This window comes from Kitasatospora sp. NEAU-CNBT7 (assembly GCF_057220535.1).
On record NZ_JBXQQB010000019.1, the window covers coordinates 13549 to 37294 of the forward strand.

Consider the following 23746-nt stretch of genomic DNA (forward strand, 5'->3'; position numbering starts at 1 on the left):
CCTCCTCCCCGCCCCTCCCGGCCCCTCTCCGTCCCGCACCCGATCCGATCCGACCCGACCCGAAGGAGCGTCCACCCCAGTGAGCACCCCGAACGACAGCGCACGGCCGCCGGTCCTGCCCACCCTGTTCGGCCTCGGCCCGCGCGGCGCCGACCGGCGCCGGCGCACCCTGCCCGCCGGAGTGCTCCGGCTGCCGACCATCGGCGTCGACATCGGCGGGACCAAGGTGGTGGCCGGCGTGGTCGACGGCGAGGGCCGGGTGCTGGACCGGATCCGGACCGAGACGCCCGACAAGAACAAGAGCGCCCGGGTGGTCGAGGACGTCATCGTCGAGCTGGTGCTGGAACTGGCCGACAAGCACGACGTGCACGCGGTGGGCATCGGCGCGGCCGGCTGGGTGGACGCGGACCGCTCCCGGGTGCTGTTCGCCCCCCACCTGAACTGGCGCGGCGAGCCGCTGCGGGACGCGCTCAGCGAGCGGCTGCGGTTCCCGGTGGTGGTGGAGAACGACGCCAACGCCGCCGCCTGGGCGGAGTGGCGGTTCGGGGCCGGGCGCGGCGAGGACCACATGGTGATGATCACCCTGGGCACCGGCATCGGCGGCGCGGTGGTCCGCGACGGCTACGTCGACCGGGGCAAGTACGGGCTGGCCGGCGAGTTCGGCCACATGCAGGTGGTGCCGGGCGGGCACCGCTGCCCGTGCGGCAACCGCGGCTGCTGGGAGCAGTACTCCTCCGGCAACGCGCTGGTGCGCGAGGCCCGCGGTCTGGTGGAGGAGGAGTCCCCGGTGGTCGAGCCGCTGCTGGCCAGGGCCGGCGGCGCGGTGGGCGGGATCACCGGGCCGCTGGTCACCGAGGCGGCCCGGGACGGCGACCCGGTCGCGGTCGAGCTGCTGTACGAGGTCGGCCGCTGGCTCGGCGTCGGCATCGCCAACCTGGCCGCCGCGCTCGACCCGGGCCGCTTCGTGGTCGGCGGCGGCGTCTCCGAGGCCGGCGACCTGCTGCTCGGCCCGGCCCAGGACGCCTTCCGCCGGACCCTCACCGGCCGCGGCTTCCGGCCGGAGGCCGGGATCGTGCCCGCGGCGCTGGGCAACGAGGCCGGCCTGGTCGGCGCGGCGGACCTGGCCCGCCAGGTGGCCCGCCGGTTCCGCACCGTCAAGCGCCGCCGCGCCGAGCGCGCCACGCTGCTGTAGGCCGCGGGCCCGGGACATCCCGGGTGGTCAGAGCGGTGCCGGGGATCGGGTAGGGTTGTGCTCAGCACTCGGGCGCGGGTGGCGGAATAGGCAGACGCGCTGGATTCAGGTTCCAGTGCCCGAAAGGGCGTGGGGGTTCAACTCCCCCCTCGCGCACCAGGAAGTACCGGCGAAGCGGTGCCTCCCACAGTGACGGAAGTCGCTGCGGGGGGCGCCGCTTCGGCGTTTCCGGCGCCGGTGAACGGGTGGCGTCCTCCGGTCGGCCGCGCCCCGATGCGCCGTTGTCCTGTGCACCACAGGTGTGAAAGAACGGAGAGCTGACGCCGACTCAGGAGGTCCGTATGAGAGTCCTGGCCCGCTCCGTCCCCGCTCTGGCGCTCGCCGCCGCCCTGGTCTGTGCGGCCGGGATGCCCGCCCAGGCCGCCGGGTCCCCGCCGAAGAGCCCCGAGGCGACCGGGTCCGGGGGTGCGGTCGCCAGTGTCGACGCCGACGCGACGGCGGCCGGGATCGAGGTGCTGCGGGGCGGCGGCAACGCGGTGGACGCGGCCGTCGCGGTGGCCGCCGCGCTGGGGGTCACCGAGCCGTACTCGGCCGGCATCGGCGGCGGGGGCTACTTCGTCTACTACGACGCCCGTACCGGCCGGGTCTCCACCCTGGACGGCCGGGAGACCGCCTCCCACCGCTCCGACGAGACACTCTTCCTGGAGAACGGCAAGCCGCTGGCCTTCGCCGACGCGGTCACCAGCGGCCTGTCCGTGGGCGTCCCCGGCACGCCGGCGACCTGGCAGAAGGCGCTGGACCTGTGGGGCACCCGCTCGCTCGGCGAGGTGCTGCGCCCGGCCGAGCGGATCGCCGACCGCGGGTTCACGGTCGACCGGACGTTCCAGGACCAGACCGCCCTCAACCAGGCGCGGTTCCAGGACTTCCCGGCCACCCGGCAGCTGTTCCTGCCGAACGGCGCGCTCCCGGTGGTCGGTTCGCGGTTCCGCAACCCGGACCTCGCCGCCACCTACCGGGAGCTGGGCCGCAAGGGTGTCGACGCGCTCTACCGCGGCCCGATCGGCGCGGACATCGTCCGTACCCTCCAGCACCCGCCGGTCGACCCCGCGTCCGGGCGCAACGCCCGCCCCGGCCAGGTCACCACCGCCGACCTGGCCGCCTACCGGGCGCTGGTCCAGCAGCCGACCAGGGTCCCCTACCGCGGTCTTGAGGTCGACGGCATCGCCCCGTCGTCGTCCGGCGGCACCACCGGCGGCGAGGCGCTCGGCATCCTCGCCCGCAGCGACCTCTCCAAGCTCGACGACACCCAGTACTACCACCGCTTCCTGGAGGCCAGCCGGATCGCGTTCGCCGACCGCGGCCGCTGGGTCGGCGACCCGCGCTTCACCGACGTCCCCACCGCGCAGCTGCTCTCCCCGGCGTTCGCCGCGGCCCGGGCCTGCCTGATCAACCCCGACCACGCCCTGACCAGCCCGCTCGCCCCCGGCGACCCGTACCACCCGGCGGCCTGCGCGAGCAGCGGCCCGGCAGTCACCGAGACGTACGAGGGCCCGAGCACCACCCATCTGACGGTCGCCGACCGCTGGGGCAGCGTGGTCTCCTACACCCTGACGATCGAACAGACCGGCGGCAGCGGGATCACCGTGCCCGGGCGGGGCTTCCTGCTCAACAACGAGCTGACCGACTTCTCCTTCGCGCCGGCCACCCCCGGGGTGCCGGACCCGAACCTGCCCGGGCCCGGCAAGCGGCCGCGGTCCTCGATCTCGCCGACCATCGTGCTCAAGGACGGCCGGCCGCTGTTCGCCACCGGCTCGCCCGGCGGTTCGACCATCATCACCACCGCCCTGCAGGTGGTGCTCGGCCGGATCGACCGCGGCCTGACCCTGGAGCAGGCGATCGCCGCGCCCCGGGCCAGCCAGCGCAACACCGCCGCGACCAGCGCCGAGCCCGCCTTCCTCGCCCTGCCCGAGCGGGCCCGGCTGGAGGCGCTCGGGCAGGTCTTCGTCGACGGCGGTGAGATCGGCGCCGCCACCGGCGTGGAGCGGCTGCCGGACGGCCGCTGGCGGGCGGCGGCGGAGCCGGTCCGGCGGGGCGGCGGCTCGGCCGCCGTGGTGCACCCCGGCCGCTGAGCCTGCCGGGACTGTCGGTGCCGGACGGTATGTTCGGGGTGGGCGTCCGCCGTGGCGCCCACCCTCGTCCGCAGCACGTCCGCAGCACCCGGGAAGGCCGCCAGCCGTGACAGTCCGCATCGCCACCTGGAACATCAACTCCGTCACCGCCCGGCTGCCCAAGCTCCTGGAGTGGCTGGAGAGCGCCGGGCCGGACGTGCTCTGCCTGCAGGAGCTCAAGTGCTCCACCGACGCCTTCCCGGCCGACGCGGTCAAGGAGCTCGGCTACGAGAGCGCCGCGCACGGCACCGGGCGGTGGAACGGCGTGGCCGTGCTGTCCCGGATCGGCCTCGAGGACGTGGTGCGCGACCTGCCCGGGCAGCCCGGGTACCTCGCCGACGGGGCGCTGCTGCCGGAGGTCGAGCCGCGGGCCGTCGCCGCCACCTGCGGCCCGGTCCGGGTCTGGTCGGTCTACGTGCCCAACGGCCGCGAGGTCGGGCACCTGCACTACCAGTACAAGCTGGACTGGCTGGCCGCCCTGCGCGAGGCCGTCCTGGCGGACGCGGCCGGCCCCCGCCCGTTCGCCGTCCTCGGCGACTACAACGTCGCCCCGGCCGACGAGGACGTCTTCGACGTCGCCGCCTTCGAGGGCCAGACCCACGTCACCGAGCCGGAGCGGGCCGCGCTCGCCGCGCTGGCCGCCGCCGGTCTGCAGGACGTGGTGCCGCGCCCGCTGAAGTACGACCGCCCCTACACCTACTGGGACTACCGCCAGCTGGCGTTCCCGAAGAACCGCGGCATGCGGATCGACCTGACCTTCGCCAACAAGCCCTTCGCCGACGCCGTCACCGACAGCTATGTCGACCGGGAGGCCCGCAAGGGCAAGGGCACCTCGGACCACGCGCCCGTGGTGGTCGACCTCGACCTCTGAGCGGCGCCGCGCCGCGGCGGGCCCGTCCGGTCACCCGGAGTGACCGGACGGACCCGAACGGCCCACGTTGGGTGGCCGCCCGGCGTGGCGCTGCCTAGCGTCGCGGGTGACCGGGTGCAGCTGTTCGACCACGTGGACGATGGGCGTCCGCCGCTGCACCCGAGAACCCCTGGAGGTACGGCATGCGCCGCACGTGTACGGCCGCCGCAGCCCTGCTCGGCGCGACCGCCATGGTCGTCCTCGCCGGGCCGACGGCCCATGCCAAGGACGTCGCTCCCGCCTGGGTGAGTCCGGCCGAGGGCGCCCCGGGCCAGACCGTGACCGTCAGCGTCACCTGTGACACCAGCTCGGTGAAGACCGTGACCGCGAACTCGCAGGCCTTCACCGGGGGCTCGGCCACCCTCACCGTCGGCCCCGACGGCAAGTACAGCGGCCCGGCGAAGCTGGTCGCCCAGCAGGACCTGGTCGGCACCGTCAAGAAGGCGCTCCAGGGCAACTCCTGGGGCATCGACGGCAAGTGTCCGAACGGCGACACCTTCACCGGCGCGGTCGCCGTCACCGGCTCCGCCACCTGGGGCGCCGGCGGCGGCCAGGAGGGCAGCCACCCCGCCACCGCGCAGGAGACCGGCCACCCGGCCGTCCAGCCGGACGGGCCGGCCGCCCCGCACGGTGCGGTCGGGACCGGCCTCGGCGGTTCGATCGACACCGACGGGCGCCAGCTCGCCGCCGGGGGCGTGCTGGTCGCGGCCGGGATCGCCGGGGTCTGGCTGCTGCGCCGGCGCCCCGCGGACGGCCCGCAGTCCTGACGCCGCGACAAGGCCGGCCGCCCGGGCCGGATCCCGTTCAGCGCCCCGTGGTCACGCCGGGGCGCTGAGCCGTTCCCCGGCGGGTCCGGCGAACGCGCCGGGCGCCGGCTCCCGGTCGGCGTCCTCCGCCTCGAGCGCCGCCAGGGTGCCGGAGGCCAGCAGGAACTGCGCCACGATGTACGTCGACATGATCAGCAGCTCGTGGCCGGGCAGCTCCTTCCAGCCCGCGATCCGGGTGGCGATCAGGGTGTCCGAGAGCAGGAACAGCGCCCCGCCCAGACCCGTCCGCCAGCCGCGCCCGGCCGAGGTGACGGCGGTCGACGCGAGCAGCAGGCTGTACGCCGCCACCGGGATCCTCAACTCGCCGAGCCCCGGCCACAGCCGGCTGATCAGTGTGGCCCAGGCCGTGGCGTAGGCCGCCGAGACCAGGATGGTGCGCCGCCGGTCGGTGAGGGCGCCCTGCTGGACGAACATCGTCACGTAGCAGACGTGCGCGGCGGCGAAGGAGCCCATCCCGGCCAGGAAGGCGGTCTCGTCGTCGAGTTGGAGCGCCACGTCGCCGCCCGCGCTGAGCAGCAGCGCGGGTGCCAGCAGCTTCGGGGCCCTGGTGCCGCGGGCCGCGAGGGTCTGGGCCGCCAGCAGCGGCATCAGGGCCGGCTTGGTGGCGTGCCGCAGGACGAAGGCGCCGGTGGCTATCGCCCCGAGGTGGACGGCCGAGGTGGCGGCGTACCCGGCCAGCAGGCCGCGGGCGGTACGGAGGCGTCGGGTGATGCTCATGCGGGGATGCCCTCCGGGCGGTCGGTGGCGCCGGGCTGCCAGCCCGGTCCCTTGATGAGGTGGCGGACCCGGTCGCCCCAGCTGCCGGCCGCGGCCAGGTCCCGGCCGATCGAGACGTACTCGTGAGTAGCCACCCGAAGGGGATTGTAGGTGCTCAGGTTCTTGGTCAGGCCGTACACCGGCCGGGCGGTCTCCGCGGTGAAGCTGCCGAACAGCCGGTCGAAGAGGATCAGGATGCCGCCGAAGTTGCGGTCCAGGTAGCCGCCCTGCGAGGCGTGGTGCACCCGGTGGTGCGACGGCGTGTTGAGGACGTACTCGAACGGCCGGGGCAGCCGTCCGATCCGCTCGGTGTGGATCCAGAACTGGTAGACCAGGTTGACCGAGGAGCAGAACGCCAGCGCCGCCGGGTGCACCCCGGCCAGGACCATCGGGACGTAGAACACCCAGCTGGTGGCGCCGGTCCAGGGCTGGCGCAGTGCGGTCGACAGGTTGTAGTGCCGGCTGGAGTGGTGCACCACGTGCGAGGCCCACAGGATGCGGATCACGTGGTGGCCGCGGTGCTGCCAGTAGTAGCAGAAGTCCTGTGCCAGCAGCATCAGCGGGACGGTCCACCACAGCACCGGCACCCGCAGCGGGGTCAGCCCGTACAGCGCGGAGTAGACGGCCACGACCGGGATCTTCCAGCCGGCGTCGAACAGCAGGCTGCCGAGGCCCATGCCGAGGCTGGTGCCGGTGTCCTTGGCGGCGTACCCGAGCTCGTCCTCGTCCGGATGGAACCGGTACGAGACCATCTCCACGACCGCGAGCAGGACGAAGGCGGGTATCGACCACAGCACGACGTCGGGCAGGTTCGGCATGTCCGAGACGATAGGGGACCGCCCCGGAGCCGGGGAAGGGGTTGTTACCCGCGCGTAGCGGGTCGGCGGCGCCGGGGCCGTACGGCCGGGGAGCGCGCGGCGCGGCCGGAGCCCGGGAGGGCGGGCGAGCCTGCGGCGGGCGGGGGCCACCGTCTACTCTGGTGGGCGACATGGAGCAGCAGGAGTACGCGACCGGCGCCGGGAAGGCACGCGGTCGCACGGGGAGCGGGCGCGCGGGCGGGGCGGGGCAGCTCACGGCCCAGCCGTCGGCCGACCTGTACCCGGCCGCCCAGGCGCTCGCCGCCCGGCTCGCCGAGGCCGCACCGCAGGCCGCGCACGACCTGTTCACCGGGACGTTCGGCCTCTACGGCGCCCGCCACCTCGGCGGCGCCCCCGACCCGGCCGACCCCGCCGCAACCACCACCAGCTGGTGGCACGGGCCGACCGCCCACCACTCGGCCGTGCTGCGCACCCGGCCGCAGCGCTACCGCCGGGGCCGGCCCGACGCCGCCGATCAGGGTGCCCCCGGGGCGGGCGGCAGTTCGGGCCGGCACCGCAAGCCGGAGCGGCCGCGCGGCCCGGACGAGCCGGCCGCGGCCGTGGAGCGGCGGACCGCGGCCCGGCTGCTGCTGGCGCAGCCGCTGGTCACCGAGGGCGGGCCGCACGCCGCCGGGTTCCCGCTGATCCGCCGTCACGCCGACTGGCTGGCCGAGCGCTTCGAGCAGGTCCTCGGCTACCGGCTGACGGTGGCCGGCCGGTACGCCCGGCTGCAGAAGGCCCCGCTGCCGGGCCGGGCCCTGCCGGGCTTCGAACCCGCCACCTACGCCTGCCTGGTGCTGGCGCTCGGCGCGCTGGCCGACGGCCGGGCCCCCGACCTCGAGCACCCGCGGGCGCTGGACGTGCTCAAGGACTGGCAGGTGGTCGGCCACGGCCCGCACGGCCTGGTGGTCGACCGGGAGCTGGCGGCGGCGCTGGCCCCGGCGTCGCCGCTGGCCGCCGCCGGACCGGAACTGGCGGTCCGCCGGCTGCTGGTGGAGACGCCCGTGGTGCTGCTGGACGAGCTGCGGCCGGCCGAGCGCGAGTGGCTGCTGCGGCGCCGGGGCGCGGAGGCGGTGCTGTTCGCCGACTTCCTCGGCCTGCAGACCGAGGCACGGGCCGAGGGCGTGGCCCTGATCGACCCGGCGGGCGAGCTCACCGACCTCGCGCTGCCCGGGACCGGCACCCTCGCCCAGGCCGCGCTGCTGCTGGTGCAGGCGCTGGTCGAGGAGTTGCGGCCGCTGCCCGAGGAGGACACCGCGCCGCCGGCCGTCCTGATCCCCGACGCCCTGATAGACGGCGCCCTCGGCGACGTCACCGATGACCACGGTCTGCGGGCCGGCTGGAGCCCCGAGTACCTGGCGGACCGTCCGGCCTTCCGCCGGGACGTCCTGGACCTGCTGGCGCGGATGCGGCTGATCGTCCCGGCCGGGCGGGCCTGGCTGCTGCGGGCCCCCGCCGCCCGCTACGCCCCGGCGGCCGACCCCGGGCCGGAACCGCGCTCGGGCCGCCACTCCCGCCCGCAGGACTGCGGCCCCGGCCGACCGGAGTGATTCCGGGGCCGGGGCCGATCCGCGAGCGGTCGCGGTGCGGGTGCGGTGCGGGTACCGGGTGCGGCTACTTCGGGCGGACGCGCTCCGCGACCGGGCGGAGCTCCTGCATGGTGGCGTCGTACTCGACCAGCTGTCCGGTCTCCAGCCGGTGGTCCTCGATCCCCATGATCGAGTCGTAGTAGACGGTCAGCTCGGGGCCGCCGTCGTCGGGGACGATGTAGCCGTAGCCGTGGTCCTGGTAGTACGACCGCACGGTGCCGGTAGCCATGGTGCCTCCTCGGGCCGAAGACCTATGGTCACCTGCAGTATCCGCTCGCCGCACGGGCCTCACCACTTCAGCGCGGCGGCGCTGGCGGCGGGCACGCCGTGGCGCACGGTCTCCACGGTGGCGCCCACCCCGAGGGCGCCGAGCGCGACGGAGGCGGCGACGGCGGTGCAGGCGATCAGGCGCCGGTGCCGCTTGGGCAGCGGGAAGGTGTCGGGTCGGGCCTGCGCGGCGGGCGCGGCCGCGGACGGCTGGGCGTTCATGGCAGTGAGCATCACAGGGCGGCGTTAACGGTCGATACGTCCGGGTTAAGTCTGGGCAGGGCCTGGAAGTCAAGACCTCCGTGCAGGTGGCAGCGCCCGTCCAGGTTCACCCGTTCGGGCTATCAAGGTCAGGCCCAGGCCGGTTCGGGCCGGACCGGTCAGGCCGGTTCGTACGGGGTGAGCACCAGCCGGACCACGTCCTCCAGCCGCCGCCGGGCGTCGTCGAGGGTGGCGCGGCCGGTCACCCAGGCGGTCAGCTCGCCCTGCCAGGCATGGCCGACGATGTGCCGGACCAGGTCGCCGGCCGCGTCCGGGACCTCCGACATCACCGCGTCCAGCGCCGCCCGGTCGGCCCGGGCCATGCCCTGCAGCGCCTCGCTCGCGAACGGGTCGGTCGAGGTGGCGACCGCCACCCGCAGTCTGGCCAGTTCGGGCTGCCGCTGGTAGGCCCGCATGCCGTGCCGGACGAAGCGGATCGTCCGGTCGGTGTCGGACGGCCCGGAGCGCGCGCCGCGCTGTTCGGCCACCAGGTCGGCCAGCAGCAGCCGGTGCCAGTCGGCGATCGCCGCCGCCAGCAGATGGTCCTTGGAGGAGAAGTAGCGGTAGGCCGTGCCGAGCGCCACCCCGGAGCGCTCCGACACCTGTTTCATCTGGAGCCGCTCGACGCCGATCTCGGTCACCAGGGCGAGGGCGGCCCGGAGCAGACTCCGGCGCCGTTCGAGCTGACGGGGCGACATCGCCTCCACCGGCCGTGGTGACAGGTCAACCTTGGTCACCCGCCCATGATACGGGGCGGGTGCCCGGGCCGGTATGAGGCCTGATCAGGCCGGGCGGCCGGGCCGCGGCCGACGGGGGAGCGGTGCGCCCGCCTACCTGGCGCCGGGCCGCCGCTCGCGGACCAGGGTCTCCTGCACCGCGGAGGCGACCAGCAGTCCGTCGCGGTCGTAGAACTCGCCGAGCGCCAGGCCCCGCCCGTCCGAGACCGAGGGGCTGCGCTGGGCGAACAGCAGCCACTCGTCGGCCCGGAACGGACGGTGGAACCACATCGCGTGGTCGAGCGAGGCGAGCGTGATCAGCGGCGGCCCGGTGCGCTGGAACCGGTGCGGCTGCAGGTGCAGGGCGGTGGTGGAGGCCAGGGTGAGGTCGGACAGGTAGGTCAGGGCGCAGACCTGGAGCAGCGGGTCCTCGGCCGGCAGCGGGGTGCCGGTTCGAAGCCAGACGAACTGCTGCGGCACGCCCGGGAGTTCCGGGGGCAGCCCCGGGGTGCCGGCGGGGATGAACCGCATGTCGAGGGCGCGGAAGTCGGTGGCCCGGGCGAAGTCCTCCGGGTCGGCGAGCTCCCAGGCGACGAACGGGTCCGGCAGCTCGTCCGGCCCGGGCACCGGCGGCATGGTGCGCTGGCGCTCGCCGGACGCCTCCGGGACCTTGAACGAGGCGGAGAGGGTGAAGATCGCCTCGCCGCGCTGAACGGCCGTCACCCGGCGGGTGGCGTACGACATGCCGTCCCGCACCTGGTCCACCTGGTAGATGATCGGCCGTTGCGGATCGCCCGGCCGCAGGAAGTACCCGTGCAGGGAGTGCACCCGGCGGCGCGGCTCGATGGTCCGCCCGGCCGCCGTCAACGCCTGCGCCGCGACCTGGCCGCCGAACGCCCGCATCGGCGCCCCGGCGTGGCACCGGCCGCGGAACAGGTTCTCGTCCAGCTCCTCGATCCGCAGCAGATCGGCGAACGACCGGCCCGCGTCCTCGTCCGCCGTCTCCTTGCTCATGGCATCCGTCACGGGATCATCCTGGCAGACCGCCCGCGCCGGTACGCCGACCCGGGTGGCGCCGACGGCACGGCCGAACCTGCAACGTGTTCCAGCGAGACACTCCGGTCGCGCCGCCCGGCAGGCCCTAGGGTGGGCGGGTCGCCCGTCCCCACCCGCCCCCGGAGCCGCCGTGCTGCACCTACGCCTGATCGTCCCCGCCGACCTCCGCGACGCCGTACTGACCCGCCTGGACTCGGCGGTGGGGGTGACCCACGTGGTCCTGCTGCCGGGCAGCGCCGTGCGGCCAGCGGGCGACCTGGTGCTGTGCGACGTGGCGCGGGAGGCCGCCGACGAGGTGCTCGGGGAACTGCGCGCGCTCGGGTTGCGCGAGCGCGGGGCGATCGACGTCAGCGAGGTCGGGCTGACCATCTCGGCCGCCGCCGACCGGGCCGAGCGGGAAGCACCCGGCGAGGGCGCCGACGCGCTGGTCTGGGAGGCGGTCTCCGACATCACCCGCGAGGAGTCCACCCTCACCGTCGTCTACCTCGCCTTCCTGACGGTCGCCACCATGCTCGCGGCCTGCGGCGCGGTGCTGGACAGCGCGATCCTGGTGGTCGGCGCGATGGCGGTCGGCCCGGAGTTCGGCCCGATCGCCGGACTCTGCGTGGCGCTGGTCCAGCGGCGGGCCCGGCCCGCGCTGCGCTCACTGACGGCGCTGGTGGCCGGGTTCGCGGTGGCGATGGTGCTGACCGTCGGCTTCACCCTGCTGATGGACGCCCTGGGCCTGTTCACCCGCGCCGGGTTCGACTCGGCCCGGCCGAACACCTCGTTCATCTGGCAGCCGGACGCGATGTCCTTCGTGGTCGCCTTCCTGGCCGGCATCGTCGGTCTGCTCTCGCTGACCTCCGCCAAGGCCGGCGCCCTGGTCGGGGTGGCGATCTCGGTGACCACCGTCCCCGCCGCCGCCAACGCCGCCGTGGCGCTCGCCTACGGCGACTACGCACAGGCCTGGGGCTCGGCCGTCCAGCTCGCGCTGAACCTGGCCGGCATCATGCTGGCGGGCGTGCTCACCCTGCTGGTCCAGCAGGGGGCCTGGCGGCTGGTGCTGGGCGACCGCGCCCGCCGCGGCTGACGCCGGCACGGCGCGCGGCCCGCACCGGCACTCCGGTACGGGCCGCGCGGCCGGGGTCAGACCGTGACGCCGTCGTCCTCCACGCTGGCCGGCTTCTCGGGCGCGGCGACCGTGAAGTCCTCCGGCACCCGCAGGGCGGCCGGCTCCTCGGGCATCGCCGCGACCGGACGCCACCACAGCTTCACGGCCGGCGGGTCGGCCGGCTCGAACGGCTTGCCGGGACGCGGCGCGACCAGCGTCACCCCGAGCGCCCTGGCGGCCGCGACGGCCCGCTCGGCGGGCTCCTCCCACGGGTGCGGCGCCAGGTTGAAGGTGCCCCAGTGGATCGGCAGCAGCACCGCCCCGCCGAGGTCCCGGTGCGCCTGGACGCCCTCCTCGGGGGTCATGTGGACCTCGGGCCAGTAGTCGCTGTACGCCCCGACCTGCATCATCGTGGCGTCGAACGGGCCGAGCCGGGAGCCGATCTCGGTGAAGCCCGGGAAGTAGCCGGAGTCACCGCTGTGGAAGATCCGGTGCCGGGGGCCGGCCACCACCCAGGACGACCACAGGTAGTGGGCGCTGGTCCGCGGGCCCCGGCTGCAGTAGTGCCGGGCCGGGGTGGCGGTGAGCGTCAGCCCGGCCACCTCGGCCGACTGCCACCAGTCCAGTTCGACGATCCGCCGGGTCGGCACCCCCCAGTGCTCCAGGTGCGCGCCGACCCCGAGCGGGACGGCGAACACGGTCCCGGTCCTGGCCAGGACCTTGACGGTCGGCATGTCCAGGTGGTCGTAGTGGTCGTGCGAGATCACCACCACGTCCACCGGGCCCAGTTCGCGCAGCGGGATCGGCACCGGGTGCAGCCGCTTCGGGCCGATCCAGGAGAACGGCGAGCACCGCTCGTCCCAGACCGGGTCGAACAGCACCCGCCGGCCGTCCAGCTCCGCGAGCACCGAGGCGTGGCCGAGCCAGGTCAGCCGCAGGCCCGAGGCCGGCCGGGTGGCCAGCTCGGTGGGCAGCAGCCGGTGCACCGGGACGGCGGCGGCCGGCGCCCGGCGGGTCTTGTCACCGGCCAGCTGGGCCCGGGTGGCCTCCAGCGGCGACCGCTCGTAGACCAGCCGCCGGGTGGGGACGGGGTTGCGGAAGGCGCCCTCGGCGAAGTTGGGGGAGTTCTGCACCCGCCAGAGCCGGTAGCCGCTCGGGTCGGCGCCGAAGGCCTCGGTGCGCATCCGGTGCCAGGTGGTCCTGGGCAGGGCCTTCAGTCGCTTGGTGTCGGCGAGTTCGGCGCCGAGCTGCAGCGTCAGGTCGACGGCGCGGCCGGCGGCCCGGCCTGCGGCGCGGGAGATCCAGGGGGCGGGGCGGGGCACGGCACCTCCACGGGAGCGACATCCGTTCGGCGGCACCGCCGGCCGTGCTGGGCGGCGGTCGGCATGCCGAGGCGCGTACGGAGACCGGAGGAGCCCGGCGCCGCACGACGGCCGTCGAATGGGACATTACCGGGCGAATGCCCTGCTCACGCGGTGGAAACGGCGCAGGCGCACCGTTCGGCCTAGGACGGGACCGGCCGGGCCCCGCCGGGGTCCGCACCCCGGCCGGGTCGGCCGGCCACCCCGGCCACCCCGGCCGGGCCGCCGGGCGCTCAGGCCGCGTAGAAGCGGGTGATGGTGTCCGCGACGCAGTGCGGCTTCGCGGAGTCCGCGCTGGTGATGGTGAAACGGACCACCACCTGCACCCCGCCCGCCACCTCCTCGGCCGACACCAGGAGCGCGGTCGCCCGCACCGCCGTGCCGACCGGCACCGGCGCCGGGAAGCGGACCTTCTCCGAGCCGTAGTTGAGCGCCATCCGCACCCCCTCGACCTGGTAGCACTCCTTGGCCAGCACGGGGATCAGCGACAGCGTCAGGTAGCCGTGGGCGATGGTGCCGCCGAACGGGCTCTCCTTGGCGCGCGCCGGGTCGACGTGGATCCACTGGTGGTCGCCGGTCGCCTCGGCGAACAGGTCCACCCGCTGCTGGTCCAGGGTGTGCCACTCGCTGGTGCCGAGCTCGGTGCCGACCGCGGCGGCCAGGTCGGCGAGGGAGGCGAAGGTGGTCAAGGTGCGCTCCATGGGGGTAGGGGCTCCGGGCTGCGGCGGCGCGGCCCGCCCGGGCCGCCGCCGCGACTGTCGGAGAGTATGCCTACTCGCCGGTCACCTGTCAGGAGGGTGCCGCCGCCGTCAGGAGGGCGCCGCCGCGCGGCGGACGCCGCCCCGGGCGGCGCGCGGCGCCGGGCGCAGCCGGTGGCCGGAGACCAGTTCGGGGGCGAGCGCCACGTACACCGGGGCGCCGCCGTCGGCCCACGGGGCGAGGCCGCCCGCGCGCAGGGCGCCGTGCCGGACCGGGTCCCGGACCACCTCGGCCCGGCCGCGCACCAGCACGCTCCAGCCGGTCCGGGCCGCCGGGTCCAGGGCGTCCGCCTGGAACGCGGCCACCGTGCCGTCCAGGGCCCGGGAGGCCGCGCTGCCCTCGCACAGGGCCAGCATCAGCCGTCCGTCCGCGGCGACCTCGAACACCACCGGCAGTGCGGCCGGCAGGGCGTGCGCGGTGTACACCACCCGCCCCACGGGCACGGTGCCCAGCAGGCGGCGGCACTCGGCCTCGGCCAGCTCCTCCACGCGCTCGTCACGGTCCATGACCCGATCGTGCAGCGCCCGGCGGAGCGGCGACAGGGCCCATGGTCCCCTCCTCACGCCCCCGGAGGTCCCGGATGCGCTGGTTGCGGACCCGGCGGCGGCGCCGCGGCGGTAGCTTGAGCGGCGGCCACGGCGCGGCGGAAGCCGAGGGCACGGGCACGAGCACGGGTACTGGTACGGGTACGGATGGGGGCGGTACGGATGACCGGCGGCGGCATCGAACTGGTGGTGATCGGCGCGGACGGCGGGCCCGAGCGCGGGTACGCCGGCTCGGCCCGGGCGGCCGAAGGCGCGGCCGACCTCGCCCGCACCCTGCCCGACCGCGCCTTCGACGCCGGCACCCGCGGCTGCCGGACCAGCCACCTGCCGGCCGACGCCGACGCCAACGCCATGCTCACGGCCCTTCGCCAGGCCTCCCAGCGTCCCGCCCGCTGGCTGGTGGTCTGCCTGCTCGGCCAGCTGGTCGCCGACCCGCGCGGCCGCCGGATCGCGCTGGTCACCGCCGGGTCCACCCCGGACAACGCCTACCGGCGCGGGCTCGCCTGGGACTGGGTGACCAGCGCCATGGTCCACGGCGACCAGGAGGAGACCCTGCTGCTGGTCGACGCGGTCGCCGACAAGGACACCTGGGCGGCGCTGGCCCGCGAGGACGGCGCCGGTGAGCTGCTCACCCACTCCCGGGTGCCGCTGTGGGGCCGGGTCGGCCGCTACACGGCCGGGCGGCGCGGCCGGGACGCCGTCCTGCCGGGCGGTGAGGGGTCGTTCAGCTGGGCGCTCGGACGGGTACTGGACCACGGGGTCCCCGGGGCCGCCGCCGCGGTCGGTCCGGAGGAACTGCAGGCCGCGGTGGAGGCGCAGTTGGCGTGGGGTGACCCGGCGGCCGGCGGGGCGACGGCCCGGCTGCTGCTGCCGGGCGACGGCGGGCGGCTGCTGATGCGCAATCGGGCCGCGGTGCGGGGCGCCTTGGCCGGATTGTCGCTTTCTGAAGAACTGTTGGCAGTTCTGTGGCGGGAAAGTGCCCCAACGGATCCGCCTTCCGCGTAAGGTCAGAGCGCCCGGGGTGTTGCCGTGCCAGGGTGGGTTGGCGAAGAATCGATGGCCCCGAAGCAACACAGCGGGACGGCGGACAAGTTCTGCGGCCATGGTCACGGATGTGGCGGCTGCGGCGAGGTGGGGCGATGCGGCAGCGCGGAAATGTGTTGCGCCCTGGGGTGGTCGGGGTTGGCGGGGTGGCTCTGCTGCTGGTGCTGAGTGCTTGCGGCAGCAGCGGTTCGGCCGGTTCCGCGGAACGCCTGGGTACTCCTGTGGCGACTGTTCCCGGTGGGAATGGGGTCACTCCTTCGAGTGGTTCGGGTGCGGACCCGACGGTACCGACGGACGGCCCGGAAGGGGCCATCGCGGCCATCGTCGTGAGGTCCTATCAGGACTGGTGGGGGGCCCAGACCGACGCGTTCGGGAAGGCCGATTCGGACAGTTCCCAGCTTCAGTTGTACTCCACCGGGCAGGCGTTGAGTGACTCCGTCGCGAGCCTGCACCAGTTGCACGAGGCCAAACTTGTGATGATCGGTGCACCCCGGAACGCCCCGATCGTGAAGGCCCTCGATCTCACCGCGGAGCCGCAGACCGCGGTGATCGAGGATTGCCTCGATGTGACCGACTGGCACCAGGCCGACGCCGTCACCAAGGCGACGAAGGATCCCAAGCAGCGGCTTTCCCGATACGTCGCCACCGTCGGCCTGCGCAAAGCGGCCGGGCGATGGCTGATCGTGGACTTCAAACGCGAAGTGGGTCGGACATGCTGAAAACACTCCGGCGATTGGTCGTGTGCCTCGTCGCCTCACTCGGATTGGTGGCCGGCGGCCTGGCCCCGGCTCTCGCGGACGGGCCTTCGGGGGACGTGAATCCCTGCACCGTGCGGGATATCTGCGTGATCGTCACCGAGCCGGGATCCACGCCCGGTCCCGGGCAGCCGACCGGCGGCGGTGGCGGTGGTGGCGGCAACGGCGTGCCGATGTGCAGCTGGAACGGGCAGAGCTGGCCGTGCTGGGACGACGACCTCGGATGGTTCAGCAGCTCGGACGGGTGCTACTACCACCGGTCCGAGCCGCAACCCCCGGCGGGCGATCCGGCCTGGGCCGGGCACACCGCGGCCGACGGCGCCGTCTACGAGGTCAACTGCCGTGGTGTCGGCGGTCAGTTGTCGACCAAGCCGCCGGCCTTCTTCGCGCAGGCACCGGGCGGCCCGCCGCCGGACAGCCCGGGGGTGCTGGCCAGCCAGGCCTTCGCCAAGATGACCCTCGACGCACCGGAACTGCACGTCGCGCCGGCCGGAACCGCCGTAGTGGGCTCGCCGGTGTGGTTCTGGTACACCCCGACACCGACCACGACGGGCACCCAGTCCAAGAGCGCCTCGGGCAACACGCTCACCATGACGGCGACGGCCACCCTGGCGCACGTCTACTGGTTCCCGGACGACAGGTCGGGGGACGGCAGCTCGCCCAAGCCCTCGGACGGGTCGGCCGTCGACTGCAAGAGCAGCCCGGGGACCCCCTACACGCCCGGAACGGCCGCCGTGTCCAGCCCGACCTGCGGCTTCGTGTACAAGACCGCTTCGGCGAAGCTGCGCAACGACGCGTACTACCTCTCGGTGAAGCTGGTCTGGAACGTCGTGGTCACCCGGTCGGACACCGGGGGAGTGTTCCGCTCCTTCACCTTCACGAGGTACAGCGACCTGCTCGCGCTGCGGGTCGGCGAGGTCCAGGTCCTCAACTGACCGGTGTGACCGGAGAGTCCAGCAGTACCCGCAGCCCAGCCCAGTCCCGTACGAAAGGCCCAGCCCGGTGGAGAACCGCACCGTCCCGTCACCGAGCCCCGGCACCGCCGCGCTCGCCCCGGACCTCGCGCGCCCGGTGCCCCGCACGCCCTCGCGCAACCTGGGCGCCCGGCGGCGGCGGCCGGCCGTGCTGGCGATGGCGGTGGCGCTGATCGCCGCGGGCGGGCTGGGCGGTGCGGTGCTCTACAACAGCAGCGGGCAGCGGATCGCGGTGCTGGCGGTGGCCCGGGACGTTCCGGCGGGGCAGACCATCACGGCCGAGGACCTGGTGGTGGCGCACATAGCGAGCGACCCGGCGATCAAGGCGCTGGACGCCAGGGACGGCGCCCGGGTGGTGGGGCTGCGGGCCACCACGGACCTGCACCGCGGGGCGCTGGTGCTGTCGGCCGACCTGACCGGCGAACCGCTTCTGCAGCCCGACCAGCAGACCGTCGGGCTGGCCGCCAAGCGCACCCAGCTGCCGGCCGCCAAGCTGCAGCCGGGCCTCCAGGTGGTGATCGTCTCGACCGCCAAGTCGGACCAGCCGGTCCGCACCCCGGAGACCATGACCGCCGTGGTGACCACGGTGGGCAAGGTGGACACCGACGGCGGCCAGGTGATCGACGTGGCCGTCGGGCCGGCCGACGGCCCGCGGCTGGCCGCCTGGGTGTCGAGCGGCAACTTCCAGGTGATCCTCGCCCCGCGCGGCGCCGGTGCCCGCGGCGCAGCCCCGTCGGAGTCGGCCGGCCCGGGCGGTTCACCCAGCGCCTCGCCGAGCCGGACGGGTGGCGCCTGATGGCCGTGATCGCCGTCGTCGGCGGTACCGGCGCGCCGGGTGCCACCACCACGGCCCTCGCCCTGCTGCTGGCCTGGCCGCTGCGGCCGGGCCGCCGGGTGCTGCTGGTGGAGTGCGACCCGGACGGCGGGGCCGTTGTGGCGGGTGCTCTCGAGGGCCGGGTCGAGGCGGTGTACGGGCTGCGCAACCTGGCCGTCGCCGACCGCCGCGGGCTGCTCGCGCAGTCCATCTGGGACCAGCTGATCGACCTCTCCCCGGACGGCGGCGGCGACCGGCTTTTGCTGCCCGGGCTGACCGATCCCGCCCAGGCCCCCGGGCTGGCGTACACCTGGGAGCCGCTGGTCGAGGCGCTGCACGGCCTGGAACCGCAGGGCTACGACGTGATCCTCGACCTCGGGCGTTCCGGTGCGGCCGGCTCCAGCGCCGTGCTGGCGCGCCGGGCCGACGTGGTCGCCGTCACCGCGCGGACCACGCTGCGCGGCCTGAGCGCCGCGCGGCCCCGGCTGGCGGCGCTGCGCGAGGACCTGGAGGCGGCCGGTTCCGGCGCCGACGCGCTCGGCCTGCTGCTGATCGCCGAGGGGCCGTACCCGGTGGCGGACATCGCACGGGAGCTGGGGATCCCGGCGCTCGGCCTGCTCCCGCACGCCCCGCGCACCGCCCGGGTGCTGTCGGACGGCGGGGACACCGCGGACCGGCGGTTCATCCGCTCGGAGCTGATGCGGACCGCGCGCAGCGCCGTCGACCAGATCCTGACCCTGACGGCCCGCCGGCGCGAACGGCTGGGCACCGTGCACCGGCCCGCCCAGCCCCACCCGCAGCTCCAGCCTCAGCCCCAGGCCGCCGGGTGGCCGCAGCAGGCCCAGCCCCACCAGCAGCAGCCCTCGTACGCACAGCAGCCTCCGTACGGAGAGCCGTACCAGCCCCAGCAGCAGCCCGCGCAGCAGCCGGACCTGCAACAACCGCACCCGCAGCAGCCGGACCCCCGGTACGCGCCGCCGGCCGAGCCGCACCCGCTGGCCTACCCGCACCCGCACCCGCAGCACACCCAGCCGCCGGGCCCGCAGCCGCACAGCCCGCAGCCGCAGAGCCCGCACATCGCGCCACCGGCGGTGCCGCAGCCGCCCGCACCGGCGCCGTTCCCCGCGCCGCAGGCGCCGCAGACCGGTCCGTACGGGGAGGTGCTCCGTGCGCGCTAGTCCGCTCAACCCGGGGGCCGCCGCGGCCGACCCGGCGGGCCTGCCGTGGGGCAGGCCGCAGCTCCCGCAGGCCGCCCAGCCCCCGCAGGCCGCCCACCCGGCCACCGGGCCGGTCCGTCCGGCGCACGCCGTGGCCGCGCTCCAGCCCGCGGGGGTGCCGGTCGCCGGGGCGCCGACGGCCGGCGCCCGGCCGGCCGTCGACCCGCAGGTGGCACGGGAGTTGAAGCGCCAGGTCGCGGCCGAACTGCACCAGCAGCTCTCCCGGCTGAACGACGGCTCGGACACCGAGGTCGACCGCGCCACCCGCCGCCAGCGCGGCCGGGCGCTGATCGAGGAGGCGGTGGCCCGCTGGTCGGACGCGTACGCGCAGACCCACGGCATCCCGCCCACCCGGGAGCAGGACCGGGCGCTCGCCGAGGCCGTGTTCGACCTGCTGTTCCGGGCCGGGCGGCTGCAGCCGTACCTGGACGACCCCGACATCGAGAACATCCTGATCAACGGCTGCGACGACGTCTGGATCTCCAAGGTCCACCAGCCGCTGCGGCAGGTCCCGCCGGTCGCCGACACCGACGAGGAACTGGTCGAACTGCTCCAGGACCTGGCCCGCCAGCACGGCGGCGGCGAGCGCAGTCTGTCCACCGCCAGCCCGACCCTGGCGCTGCGGCTGGAGGGAGGGATGCGCCTGCAGGCGCTCACCGAGGTCACCCCCCGGCCGTACGTGGCGATCCGCCGGCACCGGGTCGCCTCCGCGAGCCTGGCCGACCTGGTGGCGCTCGGCACCGTGGACCAGACGCTGGCGGCGTTCCTGGCCGCCGCGATCCGGGCCCGGAAGAACGTGGTGATCACCGGCACCCAGGGCGTCGGCAAGACCAGCCTGCTGCGCGCGATGGCCGCCGAGATCCCGCCGGACGAACGGGTCGGCACCCTGGAGTCGGAGTTCGAGCTGTGGCTGCACACCCTCGGGCACCTGCGCCAGGTCGTCCCGATGGAGGCCCGCGAGGGCAACGGCGAGCGGGTCGACGGCCGCGCGGCGGGGGAGCTGACGATCGGTGAACTGATCCCGGCCGCGCTGCGGATGACACTCTCCCGGATCATCGTCGGCGAGGTCCGCTCCGCCGAGGTGGTCCCGATGCTGCGGGTGATGACCAACGGCGAGGGCGGCTCGATGTGCACCCTGCACGCCCGCGGCCCGCAGATGGTGGTCGACCGGATCGCCGAACTCTGCCTGGAGTACGGCGCGCACATGACCGACACCCTCGCCTACCGGCTGACCGCCAACGCCGTCGACTTCATCGTGCACGTCGCGATGGTCGACGAGACCGCGGTCGGCGGCCGCCGGCACCGGTTCGTCTCGCACGTGCTGGAGGTCACCGGCCTCGGCGAGTCCGGCCGCCCCGCGATGAACACCGTCTTCGGCCCGCGCCCCGACCTGGGCGAGCCCCGGGCCGTGCCGCACACGCCGCCGAACTGCCTGGACGACCTGCGCCGGACCGGGTTCGACGCGGGCCTGCTGCAGTCCGCGTACGGGAGTTGGTCCGCCCCGCTGGCGCTGCGGATCGGAGGGCTGCGCTGATGCTGCTGTACGTGCTGTGCGGACTGCTGGTCGCCGTCGGCCTGGTCGCCCTGGTGGCCGGGCTGCGCGGCAGCGCCCCGGGCGAGCCGGCCGAGCCCAACCCGCTGGCCGGCCGGATCCACGTGTTCTGGTACGGCGCGCCCGGCGCGGCCGCGCCCCGGGTGGCCAGGCTGCGCCGGATCCAGGTCGCGGCGGCGCTCGCCGCCGCGCCGACGGCCTGGCTGTACACCGGGATCCCGCTGGTGGCGGTCCTGGTGGTGGCCGGGGTCTTCGGACTGCCCTGGCTGTTCGGCGCGACCCGCTCCGACACCCGCCGGATCGAGCGGCTGGAGGCGCTGGCCGAGTGGACCCAGCGGCTCGCCGACGTCCTGCTGCTCGGCGTCGGCCTCAACCAGGCCATCGTGACCAGCCGGCGGACCGCCCCGGCCGCCCTGGAGGGCGAGATCTCCGATCTGTCCGCCCGGCTGCAGGCCCGCTGGCGTCCGGAGGACGCGCTGCGTGCCTTCGGCGACCAACTGGCCGACGCCACCGCCGACAAGGTGCTTGCCGCGCTGCTGCTGCGGGCCGGGGACAGCGGTCCCGGCCTCGCCCGCGCGCTGGCCGACATGGCCGCCTCGGTCCGCGAGGAGGTCCGCCAGCGCCGGGCGATCGAGGCCGACCGGGCCAAGCACCGCACCACCATCCGCTGGCTGGTCGGCATCATCCTGCTGGTCGTGGTGGCCGGCAGCTTCAACGCCGAGTACACCCGGCCGTACGGCACCGCGCTCGGCCAGGTCGTGCTCGCGGTGGTCGCCCTCGCCTTCGTCGCCGTGATCGCCTGGATGCGTTCGCTGGCCGCGCACAGCCCGCTGCCCCGGATCCTGGAGCCCGACCGCCGCAGCAAGGCCGGCCGCCCGGCCGACGGCCCGCAGACCGCCGCCGAACCGGAACCGGTCGGCGACCACCCGCTCAAGGAGGTCCGGTGATCTCGCCCTGGGCCATCGTGGCCGGCGCCGCCGCCGCGGGCGGCGTCGCCCTGCTCGCGGCCGAGCTGCGCCCCGCCCCGCCCGACCTCGGCCAGGCCCTCGACCGTCTGCACCGCAGGCCCGACCCGCGCCCGCAGGACGCGCCCGCCCGCGCCGTCTGGTACGACCGGATCGGGGAGAGCTCGCTCGGCCGCAGCGGGGTCCGGATCCCGCACCAGCAGCTCTCCCTGATCGGCCGCACCCCGGCCCGGTTCATGGCGCACAAGCTGCTGTTCGCGCTGCTCGGGCTGGTGCTGCCGGGCTACCTCTCGGCGATGGCCGCCCTGGCCGACCTCGAACTGCCTGTCACCGTACCGCTGGTGGCCGGTCCGCTGCTGGCCGCGCTGCTCTGGTTCGTCCCCGACGGCGTGGTCAGCGGCGAGGCCAAGGAGGCCAGGACCGAGTACCTGCACGGCATCGCGGCCTTCCTGGAACTGGTCGCCCTGGAGCGCGCCGCCGACAGCGGCCCGGCGGAGGCGCTGCGGCGGGCCGCCGCGGTCGGCCGGGGCGCGGTGTTCCGCCGGATCCGGGACGCCCTGGAGCGCGCCGCCACCGACCGGCTGCCGCCCTGGGACGGCCTGGACGCGCTCTCCACCGAACTCGGCCTGACCGCACTGCAGGACGTCGCCGACATCATGCGGATCTCCGGCACCGACGGCGCCGCCGTGTACGACACCCTGCGGGCCCGGGCCGAGGGCCTGCGCAGCGAACTGCTCGCCGCCGAACTGGCCCAGGCCAACACCGACAGCGAGCGGATGGTGGCGCCCGGCACGGCGCTCACCCTGCTCATGACGGTGCTGATCGTCTTCCCCGCGCTGTACCAGATGCTCCAAGCGAGTTGACGCCCGTCCCCCGCCCCCGCCCCGTCCTGGAGACCACACCATGACCCGGATCAGACTCCTCCTCGCCTTCCTGCTGCTGCAGGTCCTGCTCCCCGTCCGGCTCGGCGCGCCCGTGCTGCACCACCGGCTCGGCCGGCTGCGCGCCGCCCGGGCGGCCGGCGACCGCGGCGCGATCAGCATCGAACTCGCGCTCGCCGTCATCGTGATGGTCGCCATCGCGGGCGGTGTGCTGCTGGCCGTCAAGACCCTGGCGACCAAGGCCAAGAACACCATTCCGACGGACATCCCGAGCGCCGCACAGTGATCCTCGGCCCGCGCGTGCTCCGTCCTTCCGACCGGGGCGCGGTCACCATCTCCCTGGCCATCCTCTTCCCCGCCGTGCTGTTCATCGTGCTGATGGTGGTGCAGGCCTCGCTCTGGTGGTACGCCAGCCAGGCCGCGGTCGCCGCCGCACGCGAAGGGGTGGAGGCGGGCCGGGTCCGTGGGGCCACGCTGGCGGACGGGGACGCGCGGGTCGGGGAGTTCCTCGGCCGTTTCGACAACCTGGCCCGGCCGGTGCGGGTCTCCCACGACGGCTCCGACGCCGACTCGGTGGAGTACGTGGTGGAGGTCCGCACCCAGTCGGTGCTGCCGTTCGTCGACGGCCGCACCATCGTCCGCACCGCCCGTGCGCCCCGCGAACGCTTCACTGCGCCGGGAGGCACTCCGTGATCGCGCCGCCCCGGACGGGTAGCGACCGACGGTACGGCCGGTGGCGGGGGCACCCCCGCCGCCGGGGTGGTGACCGGGGCAGCGTGGCCGTCGAGGTCGCGCTGCTCGCCCCGGTCCTGGTGGCCTTCGTGGTGTTCGTGGTCGCGGCCGGCCGGGTGCAGACCACGGCCGGGGTGGTGGACGCGGCCGCGCGGGCCGCCGCCCGGGCGGCCTCGCTCTCCCGCGACGACGAGGGGGCGCGGACGGCCGCCGCCGAGGCGGCGGCCGCGGTGCTGGACCAGCAGCAGGTGAGGTGCACCGTGGACCGCGACCACCTGCTCGGGTACGGCACGCTCCACACCGGCACCGGGGACGTCAGGACCGTGACGGCGAAGGTCAGTTGCGCCGTCCCGCTGGGGGACCTGATGAATTTCCACGGCGCGCCGGGGAAGACGACCATCACCGGAGAGTTCACCTCGGTGATCGACCGGTACCGCGGCAACTGAGCGGGGTAG

Annotated in this window: 26 protein-coding genes and 1 tRNA gene; 18 read left to right on the forward strand and 9 right to left on the reverse strand. The window is 75.2% G+C overall.

The annotated features are described in order from the left end of the window. Nucleotides 1-79 precede the first annotated feature (79 nt). From AC2TEW_RS23540 to AC2TEW_RS23560, 5 genes are all read left to right on the forward strand, one after another. On the forward strand, nt 80-1192 hold the full coding sequence (locus AC2TEW_RS23540) for an ROK family glucokinase (protein ID WP_484625323.1): 1113 nt from the start codon (nt 80-82) through the stop codon (nt 1190-1192). A 72-nt stretch (nt 1193-1264) separates the two neighbouring features. Continuing rightward, nucleotides 1265-1351, forward strand: a tRNA-Leu gene (locus tag AC2TEW_RS23545). A 182-nt stretch (nt 1352-1533) separates the two neighbouring features. Further along, a complete protein-coding gene (gene ggt / locus AC2TEW_RS23550; RefSeq protein WP_484625324.1) occupies nt 1534-3321 on the forward strand; it encodes a gamma-glutamyltransferase in 1788 nt (595 codons plus the stop codon). Nucleotides 3322-3427: 106 nt separating this feature from the next. After that, nucleotides 3428-4231 carry an exodeoxyribonuclease III gene (locus AC2TEW_RS23555; protein ID WP_484625325.1) on the forward strand — a complete coding sequence of 268 codons (804 nt, stop codon included), beginning with the start codon at nt 3428-3430 and terminating at the stop codon, nt 4229-4231. A gap of 182 nt (nt 4232-4413) precedes the next feature. Then, complete coding sequence (locus tag AC2TEW_RS23560) at nt 4414-5037, forward strand: hypothetical protein (protein WP_484625326.1); 624 nt, start codon at nt 4414-4416, stop codon at nt 5035-5037. A gap of 51 nt (nt 5038-5088) precedes the next feature. Here AC2TEW_RS23560 and AC2TEW_RS23565 read toward each other — a convergent pair whose 3' ends face one another. Further along, entirely contained in the window at nt 5089-5814 is a 726-nt protein-coding gene (locus AC2TEW_RS23565; protein WP_484625327.1) for a lysoplasmalogenase, read from the reverse strand. Further along, complete coding sequence (locus AC2TEW_RS23570) at nt 5811-6671, reverse strand: sterol desaturase family protein (RefSeq protein ID WP_484625328.1); 861 nt, start codon at nt 6669-6671, stop codon at nt 5811-5813. The genes AC2TEW_RS23565 and AC2TEW_RS23570 overlap by 4 nt, the downstream gene beginning before the upstream one ends. 170 nt (nt 6672-6841) lie before the next feature. On the opposite strand from AC2TEW_RS23570, the gene AC2TEW_RS23575 reads away from it, so the two are divergent. Further along, entirely contained in the window at nt 6842-8260 is a 1419-nt protein-coding gene (locus AC2TEW_RS23575; RefSeq protein ID WP_484625329.1) for a DUF2398 family protein, read from the forward strand. Nucleotides 8261-8324: 64 nt separating this feature from the next. On the opposite strand, the gene AC2TEW_RS23580 is transcribed toward AC2TEW_RS23575, so the two are convergent. The 4 genes from AC2TEW_RS23580 to AC2TEW_RS23595 form a co-directional block, all read right to left on the reverse strand. Continuing rightward, nucleotides 8325-8528 carry a cold-shock protein gene (locus AC2TEW_RS23580; protein ID WP_484625330.1) on the reverse strand — a complete coding sequence of 68 codons (204 nt, stop codon included), beginning with the start codon at nt 8526-8528 and terminating at the stop codon, nt 8325-8327. Nucleotides 8529-8587: 59 nt separating this feature from the next. Continuing rightward, a complete protein-coding gene (locus AC2TEW_RS23585; protein ID WP_055731245.1) occupies nt 8588-8788 on the reverse strand; it encodes a hypothetical protein in 201 nt (66 codons plus the stop codon). Nucleotides 8789-8946: 158 nt separating this feature from the next. Next, the gene (locus AC2TEW_RS23590; RefSeq protein WP_082526470.1) at nt 8947-9564 is read right to left on the reverse strand and encodes a TetR/AcrR family transcriptional regulator; all 618 of its coding nucleotides are present in this window, start codon (nt 9562-9564) and stop codon (nt 8947-8949) included. 93 nt (nt 9565-9657) lie between these two features. Then, nucleotides 9658-10569 carry an acyl-CoA thioesterase gene (locus tag AC2TEW_RS23595; protein ID WP_484625331.1) on the reverse strand — a complete coding sequence of 304 codons (912 nt, stop codon included), beginning with the start codon at nt 10567-10569 and terminating at the stop codon, nt 9658-9660. Between the two features lie 160 nt (nt 10570-10729). Between AC2TEW_RS23595 and AC2TEW_RS23600 the strand changes: the two genes are divergently transcribed. Further along, nucleotides 10730-11671 (forward strand): DUF389 domain-containing protein, encoded by a 942-nt coding sequence (locus AC2TEW_RS23600; protein ID WP_484625332.1) that lies wholly within the window; start codon nt 10730-10732, stop codon nt 11669-11671. A 56-nt stretch (nt 11672-11727) separates the two neighbouring features. Here the strand turns inward: AC2TEW_RS23600 and AC2TEW_RS23605 are convergent, their stop codons facing one another. From AC2TEW_RS23605 to AC2TEW_RS23615, 3 genes are all read right to left on the reverse strand, one after another. Then, a complete protein-coding gene (locus AC2TEW_RS23605) occupies nt 11728-12876 on the reverse strand; it encodes an MBL fold metallo-hydrolase (protein ID WP_484625427.1) in 1149 nt (382 codons plus the stop codon). 410 nt (nt 12877-13286) lie between these two features. Beyond that, the gene (locus tag AC2TEW_RS23610; RefSeq protein WP_484625333.1) at nt 13287-13754 is read right to left on the reverse strand and encodes a MaoC family dehydratase; all 468 of its coding nucleotides are present in this window, start codon (nt 13752-13754) and stop codon (nt 13287-13289) included. A gap of 108 nt (nt 13755-13862) precedes the next feature. Beyond that, complete coding sequence (locus tag AC2TEW_RS23615) at nt 13863-14318, reverse strand: pyridoxamine 5'-phosphate oxidase family protein (RefSeq protein ID WP_484625334.1); 456 nt, start codon at nt 14316-14318, stop codon at nt 13863-13865. Nucleotides 14319-14504: 186 nt separating this feature from the next. On the opposite strand from AC2TEW_RS23615, the gene AC2TEW_RS23620 reads away from it, so the two are divergent. The 11 genes from AC2TEW_RS23620 to AC2TEW_RS23670 all read left to right on the forward strand — a co-directional run bounded on the left by AC2TEW_RS23620 (nt 14505) and on the right by AC2TEW_RS23670 (nt 23737). Beyond that, nucleotides 14505-15362 (forward strand): hypothetical protein, encoded by an 858-nt coding sequence (locus AC2TEW_RS23620; protein ID WP_484625335.1) that lies wholly within the window; start codon nt 14505-14507, stop codon nt 15360-15362. A 185-nt stretch (nt 15363-15547) separates the two neighbouring features. Further along, complete coding sequence (locus tag AC2TEW_RS23625; protein WP_484625336.1) at nt 15548-16120, forward strand: hypothetical protein; 573 nt, start codon at nt 15548-15550, stop codon at nt 16118-16120. 125 nt (nt 16121-16245) lie between these two features. Further along, nucleotides 16246-17091, forward strand: a complete 846-nt coding sequence (locus AC2TEW_RS23630; RefSeq protein ID WP_484625337.1) for a hypothetical protein — start codon at nt 16246-16248, stop codon at nt 17089-17091. Between the two features lie 67 nt (nt 17092-17158). After that, the gene (locus AC2TEW_RS23635) at nt 17159-17926 is read left to right on the forward strand and encodes an SAF domain-containing protein (RefSeq protein WP_484625338.1); all 768 of its coding nucleotides are present in this window, start codon (nt 17159-17161) and stop codon (nt 17924-17926) included. Beyond that, the gene (locus tag AC2TEW_RS23640; protein WP_484625339.1) at nt 17926-19122 is read left to right on the forward strand and encodes a CpaE-like family protein; all 1197 of its coding nucleotides are present in this window, start codon (nt 17926-17928) and stop codon (nt 19120-19122) included. Before AC2TEW_RS23635 ends, AC2TEW_RS23640 begins: the two co-directional genes overlap by 1 nt. Further along, on the forward strand, nt 19112-20695 hold the full coding sequence (locus AC2TEW_RS23645) for a TadA family conjugal transfer-associated ATPase (RefSeq protein WP_484625340.1): 1584 nt from the start codon (nt 19112-19114) through the stop codon (nt 20693-20695). The genes AC2TEW_RS23640 and AC2TEW_RS23645 overlap by 11 nt, the downstream gene beginning before the upstream one ends. After that, a complete protein-coding gene (locus AC2TEW_RS23650; RefSeq protein ID WP_484625341.1) occupies nt 20695-21660 on the forward strand; it encodes a type II secretion system F family protein in 966 nt (321 codons plus the stop codon). Before AC2TEW_RS23645 ends, AC2TEW_RS23650 begins: the two co-directional genes overlap by 1 nt. After that, a complete protein-coding gene (locus tag AC2TEW_RS23655; RefSeq protein WP_033824947.1) occupies nt 21657-22541 on the forward strand; it encodes a type II secretion system F family protein in 885 nt (294 codons plus the stop codon). Before AC2TEW_RS23650 ends, AC2TEW_RS23655 begins: the two co-directional genes overlap by 4 nt. A 40-nt stretch (nt 22542-22581) precedes the next feature. Further along, nucleotides 22582-22845, forward strand: a complete 264-nt coding sequence (locus tag AC2TEW_RS23660) for a hypothetical protein (protein WP_033824946.1) — start codon at nt 22582-22584, stop codon at nt 22843-22845. A gap of 14 nt (nt 22846-22859) precedes the next feature. Beyond that, complete coding sequence (locus AC2TEW_RS23665) at nt 22860-23252, forward strand: TadE/TadG family type IV pilus assembly protein (RefSeq protein ID WP_484625342.1); 393 nt, start codon at nt 22860-22862, stop codon at nt 23250-23252. An 83-nt stretch (nt 23253-23335) separates the two neighbouring features. Then, nucleotides 23336-23737: a TadE/TadG family type IV pilus assembly protein gene (locus AC2TEW_RS23670; protein WP_484625343.1), complete on the forward strand. Its 402-nt coding sequence runs from the start codon at nt 23336-23338 to the stop codon at nt 23735-23737. The last annotated feature ends 9 nt before the right edge of the window (nt 23738-23746 follow it).